Annotated in this window: 19 protein-coding genes; 7 read left to right on the top strand and 12 right to left on the bottom strand. The window is 64.0% G+C overall.

Features of this window, described 5'->3' with window-relative positions:
• Window positions 1-4 precede the first annotated feature (4 nt).
• Window positions 5-1,189 (bottom strand): acetyl-CoA C-acyltransferase family protein, encoded by a 1,185-nt coding sequence (locus ACZ889_RS14080; protein WP_003256172.1) that lies wholly within the window; start codon window positions 1,187-1,189, stop codon window positions 5-7.
• A 168-nt stretch (window positions 1,190-1,357) separates the two neighbouring features.
• Between ACZ889_RS14080 and ACZ889_RS14085 the strand changes: the two genes are divergently transcribed.
• Complete coding sequence (locus ACZ889_RS14085; RefSeq protein ID WP_476257467.1) at window positions 1,358-2,446, top strand: AraC family transcriptional regulator; 1,089 nt, start codon at window positions 1,358-1,360, stop codon at window positions 2,444-2,446.
• 79 nt (window positions 2,447-2,525) lie between these two features.
• On the opposite strand, the gene ACZ889_RS14090 is transcribed toward ACZ889_RS14085, so the two are convergent.
• On the bottom strand, window positions 2,526-2,963 hold the full coding sequence (locus tag ACZ889_RS14090; protein ID WP_476257468.1) for a carboxymuconolactone decarboxylase family protein: 438 nt from the start codon (window positions 2,961-2,963) through the stop codon (window positions 2,526-2,528).
• A gap of 200 nt (window positions 2,964-3,163) precedes the next feature.
• Here ACZ889_RS14090 and ACZ889_RS14095 point away from each other — a divergent pair, with 200 nt between their 5' ends.
• Window positions 3,164-4,360, top strand: coding sequence for a CynX/NimT family MFS transporter (locus ACZ889_RS14095; protein ID WP_476257469.1), 1,197 nt, complete (start codon window positions 3,164-3,166; stop codon window positions 4,358-4,360).
• On the opposite strand, the gene pdxR is transcribed toward ACZ889_RS14095, so the two are convergent.
• From pdxR to glcD, 6 genes are all read right to left on the bottom strand, one after another.
• Window positions 4,353-5,786 (bottom strand): MocR-like pyridoxine biosynthesis transcription factor PdxR, encoded by a 1,434-nt coding sequence (gene pdxR, locus ACZ889_RS14100; protein WP_476257470.1) that lies wholly within the window; start codon window positions 5,784-5,786, stop codon window positions 4,353-4,355. The two genes, ACZ889_RS14095 and pdxR, sit on opposite strands and share 8 nt — an antisense overlap.
• A gap of 91 nt (window positions 5,787-5,877) precedes the next feature.
• Window positions 5,878-6,216, bottom strand: coding sequence for a hypothetical protein (locus tag ACZ889_RS14105; protein ID WP_004576022.1), 339 nt, complete (start codon window positions 6,214-6,216; stop codon window positions 5,878-5,880).
• A gap of 139 nt (window positions 6,217-6,355) precedes the next feature.
• On the bottom strand, window positions 6,356-6,754 hold the full coding sequence (locus ACZ889_RS14110) for a heme-binding protein (protein ID WP_003256164.1): 399 nt from the start codon (window positions 6,752-6,754) through the stop codon (window positions 6,356-6,358).
• Window positions 6,747-7,982, bottom strand: coding sequence for a glycolate oxidase subunit GlcF (glcF, locus tag ACZ889_RS14115; protein WP_476257471.1), 1,236 nt, complete (start codon window positions 7,980-7,982; stop codon window positions 6,747-6,749). The genes ACZ889_RS14110 and glcF overlap by 8 nt, the downstream gene beginning before the upstream one ends.
• 9 nt (window positions 7,983-7,991) lie before the next feature.
• Window positions 7,992-9,044 carry a glycolate oxidase subunit GlcE gene (gene glcE, locus ACZ889_RS14120; protein WP_161775375.1) on the bottom strand — a complete coding sequence of 351 codons (1,053 nt, stop codon included), beginning with the start codon at window positions 9,042-9,044 and terminating at the stop codon, window positions 7,992-7,994.
• Window positions 9,044-10,543 (bottom strand): glycolate oxidase subunit GlcD, encoded by a 1,500-nt coding sequence (gene glcD, locus ACZ889_RS14125; protein ID WP_017148258.1) that lies wholly within the window; start codon window positions 10,541-10,543, stop codon window positions 9,044-9,046. The genes glcE and glcD overlap by 1 nt, the downstream gene beginning before the upstream one ends.
• Window positions 10,544-10,737: 194 nt before the next feature.
• On the opposite strand from glcD, the gene glcC reads away from it, so the two are divergent.
• Window positions 10,738-11,502 (top strand): transcriptional regulator GlcC, encoded by a 765-nt coding sequence (gene glcC, locus ACZ889_RS14130; RefSeq protein WP_476257472.1) that lies wholly within the window; start codon window positions 10,738-10,740, stop codon window positions 11,500-11,502.
• Window positions 11,503-11,562: 60 nt separating this feature from the next.
• Here the strand turns inward: glcC and ACZ889_RS14135 are convergent, their stop codons facing one another.
• A complete protein-coding gene (locus ACZ889_RS14135; protein WP_003256154.1) occupies window positions 11,563-11,880 on the bottom strand; it encodes a DUF2388 domain-containing protein in 318 nt (105 codons plus the stop codon).
• A 281-nt stretch (window positions 11,881-12,161) separates the two neighbouring features.
• Here ACZ889_RS14135 and ACZ889_RS14140 point away from each other — a divergent pair, with 281 nt between their 5' ends.
• Entirely contained in the window at window positions 12,162-12,788 is a 627-nt protein-coding gene (locus tag ACZ889_RS14140) for a glutathione S-transferase family protein (RefSeq protein WP_108190621.1), read from the top strand.
• Window positions 12,789-12,830: 42 nt separating this feature from the next.
• On the opposite strand, the gene mrdA is transcribed toward ACZ889_RS14140, so the two are convergent.
• Window positions 12,831-14,726, bottom strand: coding sequence for a penicillin-binding protein 2 (gene mrdA, locus ACZ889_RS14145; RefSeq protein WP_003256152.1), 1,896 nt, complete (start codon window positions 14,724-14,726; stop codon window positions 12,831-12,833).
• A gap of 561 nt (window positions 14,727-15,287) precedes the next feature.
• On the opposite strand from mrdA, the gene ACZ889_RS14150 reads away from it, so the two are divergent.
• Window positions 15,288-16,628 carry an MFS transporter gene (locus ACZ889_RS14150; RefSeq protein WP_476257473.1) on the top strand — a complete coding sequence of 447 codons (1,341 nt, stop codon included), beginning with the start codon at window positions 15,288-15,290 and terminating at the stop codon, window positions 16,626-16,628.
• Between the two features lie 102 nt (window positions 16,629-16,730).
• The gene (locus ACZ889_RS14155; RefSeq protein ID WP_476257474.1) at window positions 16,731-17,984 is read left to right on the top strand and encodes an OprD family porin; all 1,254 of its coding nucleotides are present in this window, start codon (window positions 16,731-16,733) and stop codon (window positions 17,982-17,984) included.
• 388 nt (window positions 17,985-18,372) lie between these two features.
• Here the strand turns inward: ACZ889_RS14155 and ACZ889_RS14160 are convergent.
• A protein-coding gene (locus tag ACZ889_RS14160; RefSeq protein WP_372340364.1) for an IS3 family transposase occupies window positions 18,373-19,742 on the bottom strand; the annotation gives its coding sequence in 2 pieces (ribosomal slippage) (window positions 18,373-19,242 and window positions 19,245-19,742; 1,368 coding nt in all).
• Window positions 19,743-19,988: 246 nt separating this feature from the next.
• Between ACZ889_RS14160 and ACZ889_RS14165 the strand changes: the two genes are divergently transcribed.
• On the top strand, window positions 19,989-20,702 hold the full coding sequence (locus ACZ889_RS14165) for a GntR family transcriptional regulator (protein WP_003256147.1): 714 nt from the start codon (window positions 19,989-19,991) through the stop codon (window positions 20,700-20,702).
• Window positions 20,703-20,708: 6 nt separating this feature from the next.
• Here the strand turns inward: ACZ889_RS14165 and ACZ889_RS14170 are convergent, their stop codons facing one another.
• Window positions 20,709-21,659, bottom strand: a complete 951-nt coding sequence (locus ACZ889_RS14170) for a PDR/VanB family oxidoreductase (protein ID WP_047603072.1) — start codon at window positions 21,657-21,659, stop codon at window positions 20,709-20,711.
• Between the last annotated feature and the right edge of the window lie 3 nt (window positions 21,660-21,662).

Raw genomic sequence — 21,662 nt, forward strand, 5'->3', positions numbered from 1 at the left:
TCCCTCAGACGCGCTCGAACACGACGGCGATGCCTTGGCCACCGCCGATACACATCGTGGCCAGGGCGTAGCGGCCCTGGATGCGCTGCAGCTCATGGATGGCCTTGGTGGCGATGATCGCACCGGTGGCACCCACCGGGTGGCCCAGGGAAATGCCCGAACCGTTGGGGTTGACCTTTTCCGGGTCGAAGCCCAGCTCGCGGGCCACGGCGCAGGCCTGGGCAGCGAAGGCCTCGTTGGACTCGATCACATCCAGGTCTTGTAGGTTCAGGCCGGTTTTTTCCAGCACTTTGCGGGTGGCCGGAATCGGCCCCAGGCCCATCAGCTCGGGCTCCACCCCGGCGTGGGCATAGCCCACCAGGCGTGCCAATGGTTTCAGGCCCAGGCGGCGCACTGCGTCACCGGTGGCCAACACCAGGCCGGCGGCGCCATCGTTGATACCGCTGGCGTTGCCGGCGGTGACGGTGCCGTCTTTCTTGAATACCGGCTTCATACCGGCCAGTTGTTCGGCGGTCACATCAGCACGCACATGCTCGTCGACACTGAACTGCACGCTGCCTTTGCGGGTTTTCAGCTCCAGCGCAACGATCTGGCTGGCGAAGCGGCCCTCGGCAATGGCACGCGCGGCGCGGCGCTGGCTGGTCAAGGCCAGTTCGTCCTGCATTTCGCGGGTAATGCCGTGCTTGGCCGAAACGTTCTCGGCGGTGATGCCCATGTGGAAGTGCTGGAACGGGTCCTGCAGCACGCCGACGGTATAGTCGATGCCTTGCAGGTCACCCATGCGTGCACCCCAGCGCGCCTGTGGCAGCAGGTAAGGGCCACGGCTCATGGATTCGGCGCCGGCTGCGACGGCCACATCGGTGTCGCCCAGCAACAGGCCCTGGGCCGCAGAGACAATAGCCTGCAGGCCAGACCCGCACAGGCGGTTGACGTTGAATGCCGGCGTTTCCTTGGGGATGCCAGCGTTCATTGCCGCTACCCGTGCCAGGTAGGCGTCACGCGGTTCGGTGGGGATCACCGTGCCCATCACCAGGTGGCCGACTTGCTCGGCGGCCAGGCCCGAACGCTCGATGGCGGCGCGGGTCACGGCGCTGGCCAGGTCGGCCAGTGGCAGGTCCTTGAGGGAACCGCCGAAGCCACCAATGGCTGAACGGACGGCACTGACGACGTAGATTTCTGCGCTGCTCATGAGGGCTCCGATTGCGAAGGCGTGGCGGGACCGGGCCAGGCTCTGCGAGAATGGTGGGCGGCCCCGGAGTGGGATCGAGTCTAGGCAAAGGCTCTGTTGCCGCCTATGCCGGATCTGTTCAAACAACCTGGCACTTTTTGCCACTCAGCATAGACAGCGAAAACCGCCATGCGCGAAAGCGATTCAGTCGCCGTGTACTTCCTCAACGCCATGCTCCACGCCCTGCGCGACACGCCCGTCGAGCGTGATGCCCAGCTGCGTGCGGTGGGCATTGCCCCGCAGCTGCTGGATCAGCCTCAGGCGCGGGTGCCGGCCAAGGCGTTCGCCCAGCTGTGGCTGGCGTTGATCCAGCGCCTGGACGATGAGTTCTTTGGCCTCGACAGCCACGGCATGCCGCTGGGCAGTTTTGCCCTGATCTGCCGGGGTTTGATCCTCGAGCCGAACCTGGAAAAGGCCTTGCGCCAGTGCATGGGGGGCTTCGGCCTGTTCCTGCGTGACCTGCGTGGCAGCCTGACGGTACGTGGCGGGCGGGCGCTGATCAGCGTGCAGTCGAACATTGCCGACCCATTGACCCGGGTCTATGCCGAGGAAACCTACCTGGTGCTGATGATCGGCATGCTGTGCTGGCTGGCTGGGCGGCGGATTGCCATCGACCGCACGGAGCTCGCGGTGTCGCGCCCGGCCCAGGAGGACGACTTGCTGCTGTGGGGACCGGACCTGCGCCTGGGCAGCGGACGCACCGAGGTGGAGTTCGACAGCGCTTACCTGCGCCTGCCGGTGGTGCAGGACCGGGCGGCTTTGCAGACCTTCCTGCGCAGTGCGCCACAGGGCCTGGTGATCCGCTTTCGCAATCAGAACGGGCTGGTGGCTGAGGTGTATCGGCACCTGCGGGCATTGCGCTATGGACAGTGGCCGACATTGGCCGCGCTGGCGCAGCAGCAGGGGGTCAGTGCCAGTACCTTTCGCCGGCAGTTGGAGCGGGAGGGGCGTTCGTACCAGCAGATCAAGGATGAAGTGCGCCGGGCCATGGCCTTCGAGCGGCTGCGCGAAGGCGCGTTGAGCATTGCCGAAATTGCCGAGCAGGCGGGGTTTCAGGAACCGAGTGCGTTCCACCGGGCGTTCAAGAAATGGACCGGGCAGAGCCCAGGGAGCTACCGGGCGCGGCTGGTCGGCCTGCGTTCTACCTGTGGGAGCGGGCATGCCCGCGAAGAAACCAACGCGGTGGATGGCACCGGCTCTGCCGGTGTTCGCGGGTAAACCCGCTCCTACAGGGCACGCCCAGAATTGTAGGAGCGGGCTTGCCCGCGAATAGGCCTGCACAGGCCACCCGAAAGGATCAGGCCGGCACCATGGCAAAGCCGACGCCGAACCGGTTCCAGGCATTGATGGTGGCAATTGCCAAGGTCAGGTTGGCCACCTCGGCCGGCTCGAAGTGTTCCTGCAGGGCTTCATATTGGCCCTGCGGCGCACCCCGTTCAGGCAAGCGGGTCAGGCTCTCGACCCAGGCCAGCGCAGCACGTTCACGCGGCGTGAAGTAGCTGGTGTCCTGCCACACGCACAAGGTCTGCAGGCGTGCTTCGGTCTCACCGGCCTTGCGCGCATCGTTGGCATGCAGGTTGACGCAGTAGGCGCAGCCGTTGATCTGCGAAGCGCGCAGGCGTATCAGCTCCAGCAGCGAGTGTTCAAGGCCGCTGTTGGCCAGCGCCTGCTCCAGGCCGACCATGGCTTTGTAGGCTTGCGGCGCGTGTTTGGCCCATTCGATACGGTTGTGCATGTCAGTCTCCAAGCGTGTGGGGTGGATATGGCGCTACTGTAGCGCCGCTCATTGGCCTCCCCGATAGCCAATTTTGCGCATAAGCGGGAGGCCAATCGTCCATTCAGGTGGCCACTGACCTGCATCCAATCTCTTCATTTCTGCCAAGCCAGCCGAGCCGGGATAATGACCAGTTCCTGCTACAAGAGAACCGACTCACAATGAGCGCTGTACTGAACCTGTTGCTGGTGATCCTGCTGGCGTTGAACCTGCGGCCGATCCTGACCAGTATCGGCCCGTTACTCGAACCCATGCGCGCCAGCACCGGCCTGGGTTACCAGCAGGCCGCCTTGCTGACGGCGCTACCGGTGCTGTGCATGGGCCTGGTGCCCCTGTTGCAACCGTGGCTGCGACGCTGGGTCAGCGAGCACGGTGGCATGCTTGGGGGACTGGCCGCGATTGCCCTGGCCTGCCTGTGGCGCCTGCAACTGGACAGTGCCTGGGCGCTGATCGCCAGTGCGCTGGTCGCCGGCCTGGGCGTGGCGGTGGTGCAGGGCATGATGCCGGGGCTGGTCAACCGCTGGTTCCCCGGGCGTCTGGCCGGGGCGATGGGGCTGTACTCGGCGGCGCTGATGAGCGGCGGCGGCCTGGCTGCAGTACTCGGGCCACACATCAGCGGTCATTTCGGTTACTGGCAGGCGGGCCTGGGCGTATGGGCGATCCCGGCCGTGCTGGCGGTGCTGGCCTGGGCCGTGCTGCGGCCAAGGCAGGAGGCGCCAAAGCTGTCTGGGGCCGCAGGCGGGCACTGGTTCGGTACGCGCCGGGCGTGGTTGCTGGCCCTGTACTTCGGCCTGATCAACGGCGGCTACACCAGCATGGTGGCCTGGTTGCCGGCTTACCACATCGAGCACGGCGGCAGCGCTCAGGGCGGTGCCGACCTGGTGGGCCTGATGACCGTCTTTCAGGTGCTCGGTGCGCTTGGCCTGCCGCTGCTGCTGCGACGTTGGGCCGACAGGCGCCCGGGTTTGTGGCTGGCGCTGGCGATCCAGCTGGCGGGCTTCCTGGGGCTTTTGCTGGCACCTGCGGCGGCTTCCGGGCTTTGGGTCGCCATGATCGGATTTGGCTTGGGTGCCTGCTTCAGCCAGTGCCTGACGTTGACCCTGGAACACCTGAAAACGCCTGCCGAGGCCGGCAGCCTGGCGGCGTTCGTACAGGGTATCGGCTTTATCATCACCGGCATCGTGCCGTATATCACGGGTTGGCTGCGGGATGTCAGTGGCGACTTCCAGGCTTCGTGGACGCTGTTGACCGTGACCGTGATGGCAATGCTGCTGGTGACCGCGTGCTTCAACCCGCGCGGCTATGCGGCGGCTATCGCCCGGCCGGCCGCAACCGGCAAGGCCGCACCGGTCAACTGAGGCGTTGCAGGGTATCGCGTACCCGGTCCAGCGCCGGGTTGATATCCAGCAGTTCGATGGCGCCGAAGCCCATCAATAGCCCCGGCCGTACCGGTGCCTCGCTGAAGAAGGGTGCCAGTGAATACAGGCCGACCTCTACCTTGCGCGCGAGGTTGGCCAACAGCTCCACATCCACCCCGGGCGTAGCCAAGGCACTGAGGTGGAAGCCTGCGCTGGCGGGGATGGCGCTGAACCACGGTGCCAGATCGCCGCCAAGGCGCGCCAGGATGCGCTCGCGGCGTGCACTGTAGACCTCGTGGCAGCGGCGGATGTGCTTGTTCAGGTGGCCTTCGCCAAGGAAGCGCGCCAGCGCCCACTGCAGCAGGGTCGGGCTGTGCCAATCGCTAAGGTGCTTGGCCACGCAAGCGGCCTGCAGTACGGCAGGTGGTAATACGGCATAGCCCAGGCGCAGCTCGGGCAGCAAAGTCTTGGAGAAGGTCCCGACATAGGCGACCAGCCCATGCCGGTCCAGACGCTGCAGCGCGTCCGAGGCTGGCCCGTGGTAGCGGAACTCACAGTCGTAGTCGTCTTCGATGATCAGTGCACCCAGCTCGGCGGCCCGCGCAAGCAGGGCATGCCGGCGTGGCTCGCTCATCGGCATGCCCAGCGGGAACTGGTGCGAGGGTGTGACGTAGATCAGCCGGGTGCCATCGGCGATCTGTTCCACGCACAGGCCCTCATCGTCCACCGGCACCGATTGCAGGCGTGCACCCAGGGCCAGGAACAATTGCCGTGCCGGTGGGTAGCCAGGATCTTCCATGGCCACCTGGCAGCCCGGTTCGACCAGCACCCGGGCGATCAGGTCCAGCGCCTGCTGGGCGCCGTTGCACACCAGCAGGTCGGCTGCGCTGCAGTGCACCCCGCGCGAGTAGGCGATGTGGTGGGCAATGGCTTCGCGCAGTTCCGGCAAGCCCTGGGCCGGGAATTGGCGCTCGGGGTGGCGCTGGCTACGGCGCAGGGCGTAGTTCAGGCAACTGCGCCACTGGTCGAAGGGGAACTGTGCCTTGCTCGAAGCACCACCGACGAAGTCATAGCGCGATGGCGCCTGCACCTGGCGTTGGCTGAGCACGGTGGCGCGCTGCTGCCAGCGCTCGAGGGAGGCGGCGCCGGCCAGGGGTATGGTGGCTGATTCGTTACTGCGCAGCGGATGGCGCGGGGTGACGAATGTGCCACGGCCGACCACGCCACTGAGCAGGTTATCGTAGGTCAGGCGCGAATAGGCCTCGGCCACTGTCTTGCGCGATACGCCCAGTTGTTCAGCCAGCAGACGGGTGGGCGGCAGTTGGGTACCGGCGGCCAGGTGGCCGCTGTCGATACCGTCGCGCAGTTGCTGGTAAAGCTGATCGGCCAGGCCTTTGCGGCCCTCCAGGCGAATGTGCAGTTCCATGGGCGGGTCCGGAGCGGAGGATTGCTCAGGATAGCGGATCGGCTGCGACTCAGGTGCTTGTCACAGGCGACGAAGAGGCCGAGCCAACCGCTCAGAGCCGAGCGGTGCTGACGGTGATATAGCCTTTTTCTGCCAGGGCAATGCGTATCACGGTTTCATCCTCCGGCGCGTTGCGGTTGCGCTTGATGCGCACGCCTTCAACCGCCGAAGCTTTCATATGCTCTGAAATGGCCCGCCCGTTCGCGTCGAAGAACACCTCGCTGGCCAGCAACTCGATGCGTTCGATCAATTGCCGGGAATGTTCATCGGTGGCGCAGAAGAACATGACCCCCGACAAGTGCGGGTCGTTGTCGGGGTTGGTCATGTCATGGGCCAGCATTTCGCGCAGGCTGCTGCGCAGTTCGGCGATGGGGCGGGCGTACGGGTGCATGCGGAGCCTCCTCTGGATCGCGACCTTGCGTCCTCCAGTGCCGATCATGTTTTCTGTGGGCAGAGGCAGCAAGTAGGGCGCTTCTGAGGGCGGCGTAGGAAACGTCTTAAGATGCTGGGCGGTGGTCGAACCCCAGGGTCTACAAGGCAGCAGCCCCCGCCTTGGCCACCTGGGCATCCTGTTCGGATTTGACGCCGGATACACCAATGGCGCCCACCACCTGGCCTTCCACCCGCAGCGGCACGCCACCTTCAAGGCTGGTCAGCAGGGGGGCGGTCACGAAGGCCGTGCGGCCGCCATTGACCATGTCTTCATAATCCCGCGTCTCTTTGCGCCCCAGTGCGGCGGTGCGGGCCTTTTCCATCGCGATGTAGGCACTGGCCGGTGCGCAGCCGTCCAGGCGTTCCAGGGCCAGTGGGTGGCCGCCGTCGTCGACCACGACGATGGTCACGCTCCATTGGCGGGCCTGGGCTTCCTGGCGGGCGGCGGTCAGTACGCGGGCGATTTCGGTCTGGCCGATAACGAACTTGCTAAGCATGGGCGGGCTCCGGGTTCAAGGCTGCTTCGACGATCTCGACCCAGTGGCGCACGGGCGTGCGTCCAGCTCCGTCGAGGTGGGCCTGGCAGCCTATGTTGGCTGTGGCAATGAGGTGCGGTTTACCGCTTTCCAGCGCATTCAGACGATTGTCGCGAAGTTGCAGTGACAGTTCAGGTTGGGTCAGCGAATAGGTACCTGCCGAGCCGCAGCACAGGTGGCCATCGGGCACCGAGGTCAGGGTAAAGCCAAGCCGTGTCAGCAGCGCCTCTACCGCGCCGCCCAGCTTCAGTGCGTGCTGCAGGGTGCATGGGCAGTGGAAGGCCAGGCGCTGTTCGGTGCACAGGGCCAATTGTTCGATCGGCTCATCGCGCAGGACTTCCACCAGATCGCGGGAAAGTGCACTGACCCGTGCCGCCTTGGCAGCGTAATGGGGGTCTTTCTCCAGCAGGTGGCCATAGTCGCGGACAAACGCACCGCAGCCGCTGGCGGTCTGCACGATAGCCTCGGCACCCGCTTCGATGGCGGGCCACCAGGCATCGATATTGCGCCGTGCCCGCTGCAGGCCTTGCGCCTGAGCATTCAGGTGATAGTCCACCGCGCCACAGCATCCGGCCTGCAGGATGGGTTGCACACTGATGCCCAGGCGGTCGAGCAGCCGCGCAGCCGCGGCATTGGTATTGGGTGACAAGGCCGGCTGCACGCAACCTTCCAGCATCAGTACCCGGCGCGCATGGCGCACTGCCGGACGCTGGCCGGGTGTGGTTACCTGCGCCGGCAACTTGCGTTTGAGTGAGGCCGGTAGCAGCGGGCGCAGCGCCTGGCCGCTGCGGGTCAGGGCCTTGAACAGTGCCGGGCGCGGCACCACCGCACGCAGGCCCAGGCGCAACAGGCGCTGGCCGAGCGGGCGTGGCACCTGCTGCTCGACCACTGCGCGGCCGATGTCCAGCAGATCATGGTACTTCACCCCGGATGGGCAGGTGGTTTCGCAGTTGCGGCAGGTCAGGCAGCGGTCCAGGTGCAATTGGGTGCTGGCGGTGACCGGCTCGCCTTCGAGCATCTGCTTGATCAGGTAGATGCGCCCGCGCGGGCCGTCCAGTTCGTCGCCCAGCAACTGATAAGTGGGGCAGGTGGCGGTGCAGAAACCGCAATGTACGCAGGTGCGCAGGATGCGCTCGGCTTCGTCGGCGCGGGCCAGGCGGCGCGATGTTTCGCTAAGGTTGGTTTGCATGGGCTGGCCTCACAGGTCCGGGTACAGGCGACCAGGGTTGAACACCCCCTGGGGATCGAGCTGCTGCTTGAGGGCGCGGTGATAGCGCATCAGTGCAACCGGCAGCGGCGGGCTACTGGCTGCACCGGGGGCGTAGCAGGTGGCGTGGCCGCCCACCCTGGCGACCTGATCGCGAATGGCCTGCGCCGGCGCGCAGGTCTTGAGCCAGCGCTGGGCACCCCCCCAGTCGATCAGCTGCTGGCCGGGCAGGTCCAGCTCGCCGGTAACGGTGGGTACGGACAGGCGCCACAGGGGGGCGGCGTCGGCAAAGAACGCCAGGCGCTGCTCGCGCAGGTCGCTCCAGAAGCGGTTATCGAGCGTTTCGCCCCCCAACCGCTGGCGTGCCGATTGCACCGACCCTTCGCCGCCTTCCAGGCGCAGGTACAGCGTTTCGCCGTCATGGCAGGCGGCGCTGATCGGCAGCGGTTGCTGACCCCATTCGGCCAGCTCGGCCAGCGCTTCATTGCGGCCCATCGGCAGGCGCAGGCTCAGGCACAGGCGCGGGCGTGGCAGCACTTTCAGCGAAACCTCGGTCAGCAGCCCCAGGCATCCGAAGCTGCCCGCCATCAGGCGTGACACATCGTAGCCGGCGACGTTCTTCATCACCTCGCCACCAAAGCGCAGCAGCTTGCCGTGGCCGGTAATCACCCGTGTACCCAGTACGAAGTCGCGCACCGACCCGGCCCACGGCCGTCGCGGGCCAGACAACCCGGCCGCGACCATGCCGCCCAAGGTGGCCTCGGGGCCCAGGTGGGGTGGTTCGCAGGGCAGCATCTGGCCGGCCTCGTGCAGGGCGGCCTCGATCTCGCGCAGGGGGGTACCGGCGCGGGCCGTGAGTACCAGCTCGGTGGGGTCGTAGCTGACGATGCCGCGGTGGTTGCGGGTGTCGAGTACTTCGCCAGCCACCGGGTTGCCGAGCATCGCTTTGCTGTTGCTGCCCTGGATACGCAGCGGCGTACCTTCGTTCAGCGCCTGGTTGACCTGCTCCAACAGCGTTTGGCTCATGTCGCGGTCCATGCTCATCAGAAGCGCTCCAGCTCAGGGAAGGGCAGTTGCCCCTGGTGCACGTGCAGGGCGCCGAATTCGGCGCAGCGGTGCAGGGTGGGAATGTTCTTGCCGGGGTTGAGCAGGCCCTGGGGGTCGAAGGCGGCCTTCACCGCGTGGAACAGGGTAATTTCATCGCTGTTGAACTGCGCGCACATCTGGTTGATCTTCTCGCGCCCCACGCCGTGTTCACCGGTGATGCTGCCGCCCACTTTCACACACAGCTCCAGAATCTTGCCGCCGATCGCTTCGGCACGCGCCAGCTCGCCGGGCAGGTTGGCATCGAACAGGATCAAAGGATGCATGTTGCCGTCGCCGGCATGGAACACGTTGGCCACCCGCAGGCCGTACTCCGCGGACAGGTCGCTGATGCCCTTGAGCACCCGTGGTAACTCGCGGCGCGGGATGGTGCCGTCCATGCAGTAGTAGTCCGGGGAGATGCGCCCCACGGCCGGGAACGCGTTCTTGCGCCCGGCCCAGAAGCGAACGCGCTCGGCTTCGTCGCAGGCCAGGCGCACCTCGCGGGCCCCGGCTTGCGTCAGCACGGCGGCGACGCGCTCGCAGTCGTCGTGAACATCGGCTTCCACGCCATCCAGTTCGCACAGCAGGATCGCCGCCGCGTCCACCGGGTAGCCGGCATGGATGAAGTCTTCAGCGGCGCGGATCGCCAGGTTGTCCATCATCTCCAGGCCGCCGGGAATGATGCCGGCAGCGATGATGTCGGCGACTGCCCGGCCGGCGTCCTCGACGCTGTCGAAACTGGCCAGTATCACCCGCGCCACCTGGGGCTTGGGCAGCAGCTTGACGGTGACTTCGGTGACGATACCGAGCATGCCTTCGGAGCCGGTGAATAATGCCAGCAGGTCGAAGCCGGGGCTGTCCAGGGCATCGCTGCCCAGGCTCAGGCGTTCGCCCTCGACCGTAAGGATGTCCACCTTGAGCACATTGTGTACGGTCAGGCCGTACTTGAGGCAGTGCACGCCACCGGCGTTTTCGGCGACATTGCCACCGATTGAGCAGGCAATTTGCGAGGAAGGGTCGGGTGCGTAGTACATACCATGGGGTGCGGCGGCCTGGGAGATGGCCAGGTTGCGTACGCCCGGTTGCACGCGGGCGTAACGCCCCTGCGGGTTGACCTCGAGGATACGGTTGAAGCGCGCCATCACCAGCAGGATGCCCTTGGCCAGCGGCAGGGCACCACCAGACAGGCCGGTACCGGCGCCACGCGCAACCACCGGTACGCCGCGCTGGTGGCAAAGCTTCAACAGCGTCTGCACCTGCTCCAGGCGCTCGGGCAGCGCCACCAGCAGTGGCACGGTGCGGTAGGCCGACAGGCCGTCGCATTCGTACGGTTTGAGGTCTTCATCGCGGTGCAGGATTTCAAGGTCCGGCAGTGCATCGCGCAGCGCCTGCAACAGGGCGGCCAGGTCCACGTTGGGCAGCGCGCCATCGACGCGTTCGTCATACAGGATATTCATTGGCTCACTCGCAACGGTTTTTGTTGTTGTTGGCGAAGCGGTCACCGATGCAGCGTGCGCGTGCTAGCGTTCGGGGTCGAGCGAGATGTTGACTGGTCCTACCAGTTTCTTCGGGCAGTACTGTCTATTCACGGTTCTGTCTGGCTAGATTGGCGCTATAAGTCAAAGTGGTCCTACCAGCAGGAGTGTGCGCAGTGGGTACTGAAGGCAAGGCCAAGGTCGCCGACCAGGTGGCCGAACGGGTCGAGCGGCTTATCGTCGAAGGCGTGCTCAAGGTGGGCCAGGCACTGCCGTCGGAGCGGCGGCTGGTGGAAAAGCTTGGCTGTTCACGTTCGGCCTTGCGCGAGGGCCTGCGCGTTCTGCGTGGGCGCGGCATCATCGACACCGAACAGGGGCGGGGTTCGTTCGTCGCCGATCTCACCGGGCAGGCGGGTGCTACGCCTTTGATGCACCTGTTCAGTTCGCAACCGCGCACGCTGTTCGACCTGCTGGAGGTCAGGGCGTTGCTGGAGGCTGAGTCGGCGCGGCTGGCGGCGTTGCGGGCTACCGACGTCGACCGCCTGCTGATCCGCCGGCGCTACGAAGAAATGCTGGCTGCGCACGAGGCTGCGCAGGCGCTCGATGCCCGTGAGCATGCCCGCCGTGACCATGCCTTTCACCGGGCGATCAGTGAGGCATCGCATAACCCGGTGCTGGTGCATACCCTGCAATCGCTCAGTGACCTGACGTTGAGCACTGTGTTTGCTTCGGTCAACAACTTGTATTGCCGGCCAGCGCAGAAACGCCAGATTGATCGGCAGCATGCGCGGTTGTATCGCGCGGTCATGGAGCAACTGCCCGAGCAGGCGCATCGGGCGGCGCGTGAGCATATCAACGGCATACGCGACAGTTTGCGGGAGGTCGAGCAGGAAGAGCAGCGCCTGGTCAGGGCGACCATGCGTATGGATGGCTGGGGGTGAAACGGCCCTGTGCCGGCCCTCTCGCGTCGAACCGCCGCGAAAGGGCCGGTACAGGTTTACTCAATGGTCAGCCACAGGGTCATCTTGCGACAGTATGGCCCGGGCCAGCTCTTCATCGTTGGCCTGCAACCCAGGATGGTCCTTGCGGGCCTGTTCAAGCGCCGACTCCACATAGGCGCCGCGGATGGCACCGCCGCTGGCGACGAACGCTGAAAGTTCGTCACGGGCCGGGATGATCCGTTTGTCGTCCTTGAAGGTCGAATACAGCGAAGCGGAAATACCGGCCGAGGTGGCGACGTCGCCCGCATCGACGCGGGCCAGGGCAGCACCGGCAGGCATCAGGAGCAGCAGCGCAGGGGCGAGGAGTAGGTGGCGCATGTCGTGTTCTCCAGTAACGTGAAGCACAGGGAAATAAACCACTCAGTGTCTAAGACGGCGGAGGCGTTGGGGTAGTTCCCTTATCCTGGCTGGAGGGTGTCGGGGATAAGGTGCACCTGCCGCTGACGATGTGGCTGAACTGGCGGTTTGCAAGCTGGCGACGGAGCGCGTCATGGATTGACCGCGTCGGGACGCGCGTGATTTGCTTGGGGGGATGGTGCTTCGCGGGCAAATCCGCAGAGGGCCCTGCCGATCATTCAAAGGAAACTGAAGGTTCGCCCATGTCCGACTACAAGCTGCACTGCTTCGCCGAATCCGGTAACGCCTACAAGGCTGCGCTCATGCTTGAACTCACCGGCCAGAACTGGCAGCCGGTGTTCGTCGACTTCTTCCATGGCCAGACGCGTGAGCAAACCTGGCGCGATGAGGTGAACGAGCAGGGCGAGGTGCCGGTGATGGAACACGCTGGCAAGCGCTTCACCCAGTCTGCGCTGATCCTCGAATACCTTGCCGAACAGACCGGCCAGTTCGGGCCTCGCGATGAAGATGAAAAGCGTGAGATCTGGCGCTGGATGCTGTTCGACAACCATAAGTTCACCAGCTATTACGCTGCGCTGCGCTTTCTGTTCTGCCTGAAGAACACTGGCGAAACCGATGTCACGCGGTTCCTGCGCGAGCGTGCCACGGCGGCTTACCGTATTGTCGATGCTCACCTGGCGAAGACGCCATTCATGGTCGGTGGCCGGTTGACCATTGCCGACCTGTCGTTGGCGGGGTATGTGTTCATGCCAGAAGACACCGGTATCCCGTTGGCAGCGTTCACGCACATCGAGGCCTGGAAAGCCCGGATCCAGGCGCTGCCGGGGTGGAAACACCCGTATGAGCTGATGCCGCGCACGGCATCCTGACTCATTCGCGGCTAAAATCGCCTCCACAGCGGCCACGCCAAATCATGTGTGTGGCACACCCCGAGTGGGTGCGCCGCCCGCATACTCCGGCTTCAGGTGCCCTTGCTCATCCAGCAGATAAGCATCCATCACTTCCCGCACCACCGGCCCTGCGACCCGGCCTCCAGCCTCACCGTTCTCGATCATGACCGCCACCACCACACTGGGGTGCTCAGCCGGAGCAAAGCCGACAAACAGGGCGTTGTCGCGGTGGCGCTCCAGGGTCTTGTTGCGGTTGTAACGCTCACCCTGTTTGATCGCCACCACCTGCGCGGTACCACTCTTGCCGGCGATCCGATACTGCGCGCCTGCTGCTGCGGCGCGGGCAATGCCGCGCGGGTCGTGCATGACCATCTGCATGCCCTGGCTGACCTGGTCCCAGGCATGCTTGTCGTGCAGCACAATGTCGGGCATGGGGTTTGGGTCGATCGGCGTATCGCCGCCCACGGTCATGGCCAGGTGCGGGCGGTGCCACACGCCCTTGCTTGCCAGCAGGCTGGTGGCCTGGGCAAGTTGCAGGGGGGTGACCTGCATGTAACCCTGGCCAATGCCAAGGATCAGCGTCTCGCCCGGGAACCAGGCCTGGCGTCGTGTGGCGCGCTTCCACTCGGCCGAGGGCATCAGCCCGGAGGCTTCCTCGAACATGTCCAGCGACACCTTCTGGCCCAGGCCGAACTCGGCCATGTAGTCGTGCAGGCGGTCGATACCCAGCTTGTGCGCCAGGTCGTAGAAGTAGGTGTCGTTGGAGCGCATGATGGCGGTGTACATGTCCACCCAGCCGTCGCCGCTGCGGTTCCAGTTGCGGTACTTGTGGTCATAGTTGGGCAGTTCGTAGTAGCCCGGGTCGAACACCCGGCTGCCAGGGGTGATCACCCCGCTGTCGAGGCCAGCGATGGCCACTTCAGGCTTCACGGTCGAGCCAGGCGCATACAGGCCGCGCAGGACGCGGTTGAACAGTGGGCGGTCGATGGAGTCGCGCAGCGCGGCATACTGCTTGAAGCTGATGCCCTTGACGAACAGGTTGGGGTCGAAGCTGGGGTTGCTGACCATCGCCAGTACGTCACCATTGGCCGGGTCCAATACCACCACCGAGCCACGGCGGTCACCCAGCGCTTTTTCTGCGGCTATCTGCAAATGGGCGTCCAGGGTGAGGACTATATCCTGCCCTGGGGTCGGGTCCTTGTGGTTGAGCACGCGCATCACCCGACCCTGAGCGTTGGTCTCGACCTCTTCGTAGCCCACGTGGCCATGCAGCTGGCTTTCGTAAAAGCGCTCGATGCCGGTTTTGCCAATCGATTGGGTGCCGCGGTACTCCGTGCTGTCGAGCGTCTTGGCTTCTTTCTCGTTGATGCGTCCCACATAGCCCACTGAATGCGCGAAATGCCCGGCCAGTGGATACTCGCGGATGAACTGCGGCTCCACCTCCAGGCCCGGCAGGCGGAACTGGTTCACCGCTACCAGGGCGATCTGCTCCTCGCTCAAGCCCACCATAAGGGTCACGGGCTCGAACGGTTTGCGGCCACGGCGCAGGTCCTTGTCGAACTGCTTACGGTCGTCTTCGGTCAGGCCCAGCACCTGCGTCAGGGTGTCGAGCACCTTGGCCGAGTCGCCGCCTGATCGCTCGCGGGTCATGGTCAGGTCGAAGCTGGGCTTGTTGTCGGCCAGTACCACGCCGTTGCGGTCATAGATCAGCCCGCGTTCGGGGGCGATGGGCAGCACGTGCACGCGGTTGTTTTCCGACACGGCCGTTTGTTGGTCGTGCTGCAGCACTTGCAGCACATAGAGCCGGCCCACCAGAACAGCACACAGGCTGAACACCATGGCAGCGCAGGCCAGAAGCCGACGGTTGACCAGGTGCTTTTCCTTTTCGTGGTCCTTTAGCGGGATGGGTTGCGGCATCTGTGAATCGATCCTGAGGGGTGGCAATACGCGCGCGATCGGGTCGCGGATGCTACGCAACCCGCACCGCACCCTCAAGGCGAGTCCCGGCTGCTGGCTGGCTGGCATCGGCTGTGCGCCCCATGATCAGGGCGCTGAGGGGGAACATGAAGATTTGTTCATTGCGTAGTCATGGTGGTGAGTCAAGGGGTGGTTTTTGATGGTTTGTGGATCCATAATTCGATTGTGTTCGTTAATCGAACATCAAGTTTCTTTGGTTTTAAATTTATAACCTATTGAATTTATTTATAAAAAATATGATTTTTCCTAACGATGAGCTGAGGTTGGTCGCGCCTGATTGATAGGCAGTGCTTTCGTAACGTTGTCTGTGGATCCATTATCTGGTTGATTAGCGCCTGACAACGGCCGGAGCCCTCCTGCCGTATGCGATAACAATTACAAAAAGGGTCCAGTCATGAATGGCTATCCAGCGGCACTGAACCGTCAGGGTTCCTCCCGTTGCGCCTGCGCGTGCGCATCGTTCCTCTCGCCTTTGGCCAAGCCTGGCCGGCAGGTGACCCCATGAATACCGATCTCAAGCAACGTCTGGACAACGACCCGATGGGTCGCTTTCAGTGCCTGGCCATTGGTATTTGCATCATCCTCAACATGATCGATGGCTTCGACGTGCTGGTCATGGCCTTCACCGCCGCCTCGGTGTCTGCCGAGTGGGGCCTGAATGGGGCGCAGGTAGGGCTTCTGCTCAGTGCCGGCTTGTTCGGTATGGCGGCCGGGTCATTGTTCATCGCGCCGTGGGCTGACCGCTTTGGCCGACGCCCGCTGATCCTGCTGTGCCTGGCGCTGTCCGGTATCGGCATGCTGCTCTCGGCACTGAGCCAGAGCCCGCTGCAACTGGCGCTGCTGCGTGGCCTGACCGGGCTGGGCATCGGTGGCATCCTGGCCAGCAGCAATGTGATTGCCAGTGAATATGCCAGCAAACGCTGGCGCGGCTTGGCGGTGAGCCTGCAGTCCACTGGCTATGCGCTGGGCGCGACCCTGGGCGGTTTGCTGGCGGTATGGCTGCTGGGGCATTGGGGCTGGCGCTCGGTATTTCTGTTTGGCGGCATCGTCACCGTACTGGTAATCCCGCTGGTACTGCTGTGGTTGCCAGAGTCGCTGGACTTTCTGCTGGCACGCCGGCCGGCCAATGCGCTGGCCCGGGTCAACCGCCTGGCCGTGCGCCTCGGCCAGCCGGCATTGGCGCAACTGCCGGCTGTTGCCGCAAGGGCAGAGGATGCCAGCAGCGGTTTCAGGCAACTGCTGGCGCCGGCCATGCGCCGCACCACGCTGGTGATCTGGTTGCTGTTCTTCCTGGTCATGTTCGGCTTCTACTTCGTCATGAGCTGGACGCCGAAACTGTTGGTGGCCGCCGGCTTGTCGGCCCAGCAAGGCATCACCGGCGGGGTGCTGTTGAGCGTGGGCGGCATCGTTGGCGCGGCGCTGATCGGCGGCCTGGCTTCGCGCTGGCCACTGACGCGCGTGCTGGCGTTGTTCATGCTCATCACCGCCGCGCTGCTGGTGCTGTTCGTGGCCAATGGTGCCTCGGTCACTGCGGCGCTGGCGTTGGGCCTGCTGATCGGGCTGTTTTCCAACGGCTGCGTGGCTGGGCTGTATGCCTTGTCGCCGGTGGTCTATGACGCATCGGTACGCGCCACCGGCGTGGGTTGGGGGATCGGCATCGGCCGCATGGGCGCGATCCTGTCGCCGACCGTGGCTGGCGTGCTGCTCGATGGTGGCTGGCAACCCCTGCATCTGTACGGCGTGTTTGCCAGCGTGTTCGTGCTTGCCGCGGGTTGCCTGCTGCTGTTGCGCCCAACGGCCAAGCCTGCGTCCGCCTTGCCTGCTGATGCACTGAGCCACTGAGTGCAACCCGGCCTCGCCGGGTATCTGAATGCAACTTACTGCTCCGGGTCATGCTGGCCTGGGGCGGTCTGCTGCGCCTATTGAACGCGGAGAACAATAATAATGATGGACACAACTTGCACGCTGGCCCGTTCGGTCCTGGCAGTTTCGCTGGCGTTTGGCCTTGGTTTGCCGGCCTGGGCGCAAGAGGGGGGCTTCTTTGAAGATGCCAAGGGTGGGCTGACACTGCGCAACTACTACTTCAACCGCGATTTCCGCGACCCGGGGGCCGCCAAGGGCAAGGTTGAAGAATGGGCCCAGGGTTTCATCTTCAAGTTCAGCTCTGGCTACACCCCGGGGCTGATCGGTTTTGGCCTGGATGGTATCGCCCTGTTCGGCGTGAAGCTGGACAGCGGCGGCGGTACCAGCGGCTCAGAACTGTTGCCGGTGCACGATGACGGGCGAGCGGCCGACGACTACGGTCGGGCCGGGCTGGCAGCGAAGCTGCGTATGTCCGCGACTGAGCTGAAGGTGGGGGAGTTGTTGCCGGATATTCCGATGTTGCGTTACGACGATGGCCGCCTGCTGCCGCAGACCTTCCGTGGTGCCATGCTCGACTCGCGGGAAATCGAAGGCCTGAGCCTGCAGGCCGGCCAGTACCGCGAGGTGAGCCTGCGCCACTCTTCGGACATGCAGGACCTGTCTGCCTGGGCCGCGCCCGGGGTCACCTCGGACGGCTTCAACTACGCCGGCGCCGAGTACCGCTTCAACCAGCAGCGAACACTGATCGGCGCCTGGCACTCGCAGTTGGAGGACATCTACCAGCAAAGCTACTTCAACCTGCTGCACAGTCAGCGGGTAGGGGAGTGGACGTTGGGGGCCAACCTTGGCTACTTCATCGACCGGGATGACGGGCAGGCGCGCATCGGCGACATCCAGAGCCGCACCGGCTACGCCTTGTTGTCAGCTTCGCACAGTGGCCACACGCTGTACCTGGGGTTGCAGAAGGTCAGTGGCGACAGTCAGTGGATGTCGGTGTACGGCAGCAGTGGGCGAACCCTGGGCAACGACATGTTCAACGGCAACTTCAGCAATGCTGACGAGCGTTCGTGGCAAGTGCGTTACGACTACAACTTTGCCGCGCTCGGTGTGCCAGGGCTGCTGGCCATGGTGCGGTACGGGCATGGCGAGAACGCCACCACGGCGGCGGGCAGCAATGGCAAGGAGTGGGAGCGCGATACCGAGGTGAACTACACCTTCCAGAGCGGGTTTTTGAAGAACCTCAACATCCGGCTGAACAACGCGACCAACCGGCGCAGCTTCAACAGCGATTTCGACCAGACGCGACTGATCGTCAGCTACCCGCTGACCTTGTAGGAACGGGTTCAGCCGCGAACACCGGCGCAGCCGGTGCCATGTTCCGTGTTGCCTGCTTCGCGGGTAAACCCGCTCCTACATCTACGGCGCCTGTTTTGAGACAGGTTGGTTTCTTGGCGCGCGCTCTCCCCGTAGGAGCGGGTTCACCCGCGAACACCGGCGCAGCCGGTGCCATGCACCGCGTCGCCTGCTTCGCGGGTAAACCCGCTCCTACATTTACGGCGCATATCTTGAGACAGGTTGGTTTCTTGGCGCGCGCTCTGCCCGTAGGAGCGGGTTCACCCGCGAACACCGGCGCAGCCGGTGCCATGTTCCGCGTCGCCTGCTTCGCGGGTAAACCCGCTCCTACATCTACGTGAGCTGCGCCCCAGATGTTGGACGGTCGGTGCTAGGCTACCTCAGCTTGAGTTCTGTAAGCCACAGGACTCAGGCCGTTGAGTTTCATTTTAATGCGGTCATGGTTGTAATAGTGGATGTACTCATCCAGTCCCGCCTGTAGCTCTGCGACGCTTTTGAAGCGCTCACGGTAGAAGTATTCCGATTTCAGCGTGCCGAAAAAACTCTCCATCGCGGCGTTGTCCAGGCAGTTACCTTTGCGTGACATGCTTTGCTCAAGCCCTGCTTCCTTCACACGTGCACAGTAATCAGGGTATCGGTAGTGCCATCCTTGGTCCGAGTGCAGCAGTGGTTTGTTGCCCGCCGGAAGCAGTTGAATCGCGCGCTCCAGCATTTCGCCGACCAAGGTGAAGCGCGGTCTGGTGTCGGTGCGATACGTCACGATTTCGCCGTTGTACAGATCCATTACAGGCGAGAGGTACAGCTTTTCACCCGCCACTTTGAACTCAGTGACATCGGTAACCCACTTCTGGTTAGGCTGATCAGCCTGGAAATTACGCTTGAGAATATTAGGCGCGGCTTCTCCCATCAGGCCCCGATACGCCTTGTACTTCTTCGGACGGACCGTGCACTTGAGGTCTAGAGCAGCCATCAGCCGGCGCACCTTTTTACTGTTAACCAACTGCCCAGAACTGCGCAGCGCAGAGGTAACCCGCCGATAACCATAACGACCGCGATGTCGGTCGCAGATCTCCTGGATCGAGATTTTGAGAGAGGCACACTTATCCCCGGCCTCAAGCAGCCCTAGCTGGTAATAGTAAGTACTGCGTGGCAGGCCGGCAGCCTTGAGCAGATCGGCAAACGGGTAGTGTTCGCGCAAAGCCCTTACTAGCCGGGTTTTTTCCTGGCTTTCTTCAGCCTCGCCTTCTCCTCGTCGAGCTCCTCGAGCTTTTTTAGGTAGGCGTTCTCCGCTTCAAGCTGGCGAAGTCTCTTGAGCAGCTCCGCATGGGTAAGCTCCTCGATAGGTTTGGGAGCGGTCTCTTCGGGCTTGCGCGGGGCTTTAGGCATAGGGTTAACCAATATCTTTTTGCTTGAGGACAGGGCTTGGAAGCCGCCACTGTAATACTGTTCCTCCCAGTGCCGCACCTGAGATGAGTTACCCAGGTTGAACAACGCTGCGGTGGCCCGGAGCGACAGCTTCTCGCGCCACATACGGTAGAGCACAGAAAGCTTGAACTCGCTGCTGTAATGACCGCCAGGCTTCTCGAAGCTGGCCTCACCATGTAACTGATAGGACATGACCCAACGGCGCAGCAAAGTCGGATCGATTTGAAACAGCGCCGCGATGTGGCGAAAGCCTCGGCCACGCTTGAGGAAAGCCTGGATGGCTGACTGCTTGAATTGTGTTGAGTACTTGCTCATGAAAACCCCCAGATGATGGACAGATGTCCAACATCTGGGGCGCAGCTCAACGGCGCATGTCTTGCGCCAGGTTGGTTTCTTGGCGCGCGCTCTGCCCGTAGGAGCGGGTTCACCCGCGAACACCGGCAACGCCGGTGCCATGTTCCGCGTTGCCTGCTTCGCGGGTAAACCCGCTCCTACAACAGGCCTGCTGCAACCCCTCGGCTTGCGCTAAGATGCCCGCTCATGTCTTTGGAAGTCGCCTGGATGAGCAAACCCGGTCAGATGGTGCTGGTTGCGTTGCGCAAGATGATCGCTTCGGGCGAGCTGGCAGCCGGCGAGCGCTTGATGGAAGTCCCAACCGCTGAACTGTTCGGCGTTTCACGCATGCCGGTGCGCATGGCATTTCGCACCCTCGAACAGGAAGGCCTGCTGGTGCGCTTTGGTGGCCGGGGGTTTCAGGTGCGTTCGGTCAGCGCCGATGACATCGCGGGTGCGGTCGAGGTGCGCGGTGTGCTGGAGGGGTTGGCGGCGCGTCAGGCTGCAGAACGTGGCTTGTCGGTGCAAGCACGCGCTGCGCTGCAACAGTGCCTGGTCGACGGCGATCAGCTGTTCGACAAGGGCTTTGTGAGCGAAGACGACTTGCAGGTCTATCACGACCTGAACATGCGCTTTCATCAGGTGATCATCGACGCCAGCCACAACCCGGCCATTGCCGTTGCCCTGGCGCGCAACGACCACCTGCCATTCGCCTCGGTTACCGCACTGGCGGTGGACCGCCATGATCTGGCTCGCGAGTACCGGCGCTTCAACTTCGCCCACATGCAGCACCACGCCGTGTTCGACGCCCTGGTCAACCGCCAGGGTGCCCGCGCCGAAGCGATCATGCGCGAGCACGCCAATGCCACCTTGCGCTATGCCGAAACCTTTGGTGGGGCAGCGGCGGACGCGGGCATGAAAGTCATCCTGCCCTCGTCGTAAGCCGGGTCAGATGTCCAGCACCAGCAGTGGCGTCTTCGAGCGCGAGCAGCAGGGCGTGAACTGATCGTTCAGGGCCTGTTCCTCTTCAGTGAGAAACAGATCGCGATGGTCCGGTGTGCCCTGCAGCACGCGTGTCAGGCAGGTGCCGCAAATACCCTGCTCGCACGACATGGCGATCTCGATACCGTTCTCTTCCAGCACCTGCACCACGGTCCGGTCGGCTGGCACCTCGAACACCTGGCCCGTGCTGCCCACCTGCACCGAGAAACTGCCATCGTTGCTGGCATCCACCGGTGCTGCGGCGAAGTACTCGCGGTGCAGGTTGGCCTCCTCCCAGCCCAAGCCCTTCGCGCTGTCCAGCACATGCTGCATGAACCCGCCCGGCCCGCACACATACAGGTGCACATCAGCTTGCGGGTTGCCCAGCACCTGGGCGATGTCCAGCGCCGTTTCCGGCTGCTCGTCAAAATGCACGAACAGCCGATCAGCGAACGGCGCGCTGCGGATCCGCTCGACAAACGCCGCCCGCTCGCTGGAGCGGGCACAGTAGTGCAGCTCGAAGGCCTGGCCGCAGTGGGACAGCTGCTCGGCCATGCACAGGATTGGGGTAATGCCGATGCCGCCGGCAAACAGCACACTGCGCTGCGCCCCCTCGGCCAGCGGGAACAGGTTGCGCGGCGCACTGATACGCAGCCGGGCACCGGCCTGCACCTGCTCGTGCAGGCTACGTGAGCCGCCCCGCGAAGCCGGGTCGTTGAGCACGCCTATCAGATAGCGATGGCGTTCTTCGGGGTGGTTGCACAGCGAATACTGGCGCACCAGCCCGTCGGGCAGGTGCACGTCGATATGGGCGCCGGCGCTGAACGCCGGCAGCAGGCTGCCATCTGCCGCTGCCAGCTCGAAGCTGCAGATTCCCTGCGCTTCATCGTTACGGGATACCACTACGGCATCGATCATGTC

This window comes from Pseudomonas sp. TE3895 (assembly GCF_056278855.1).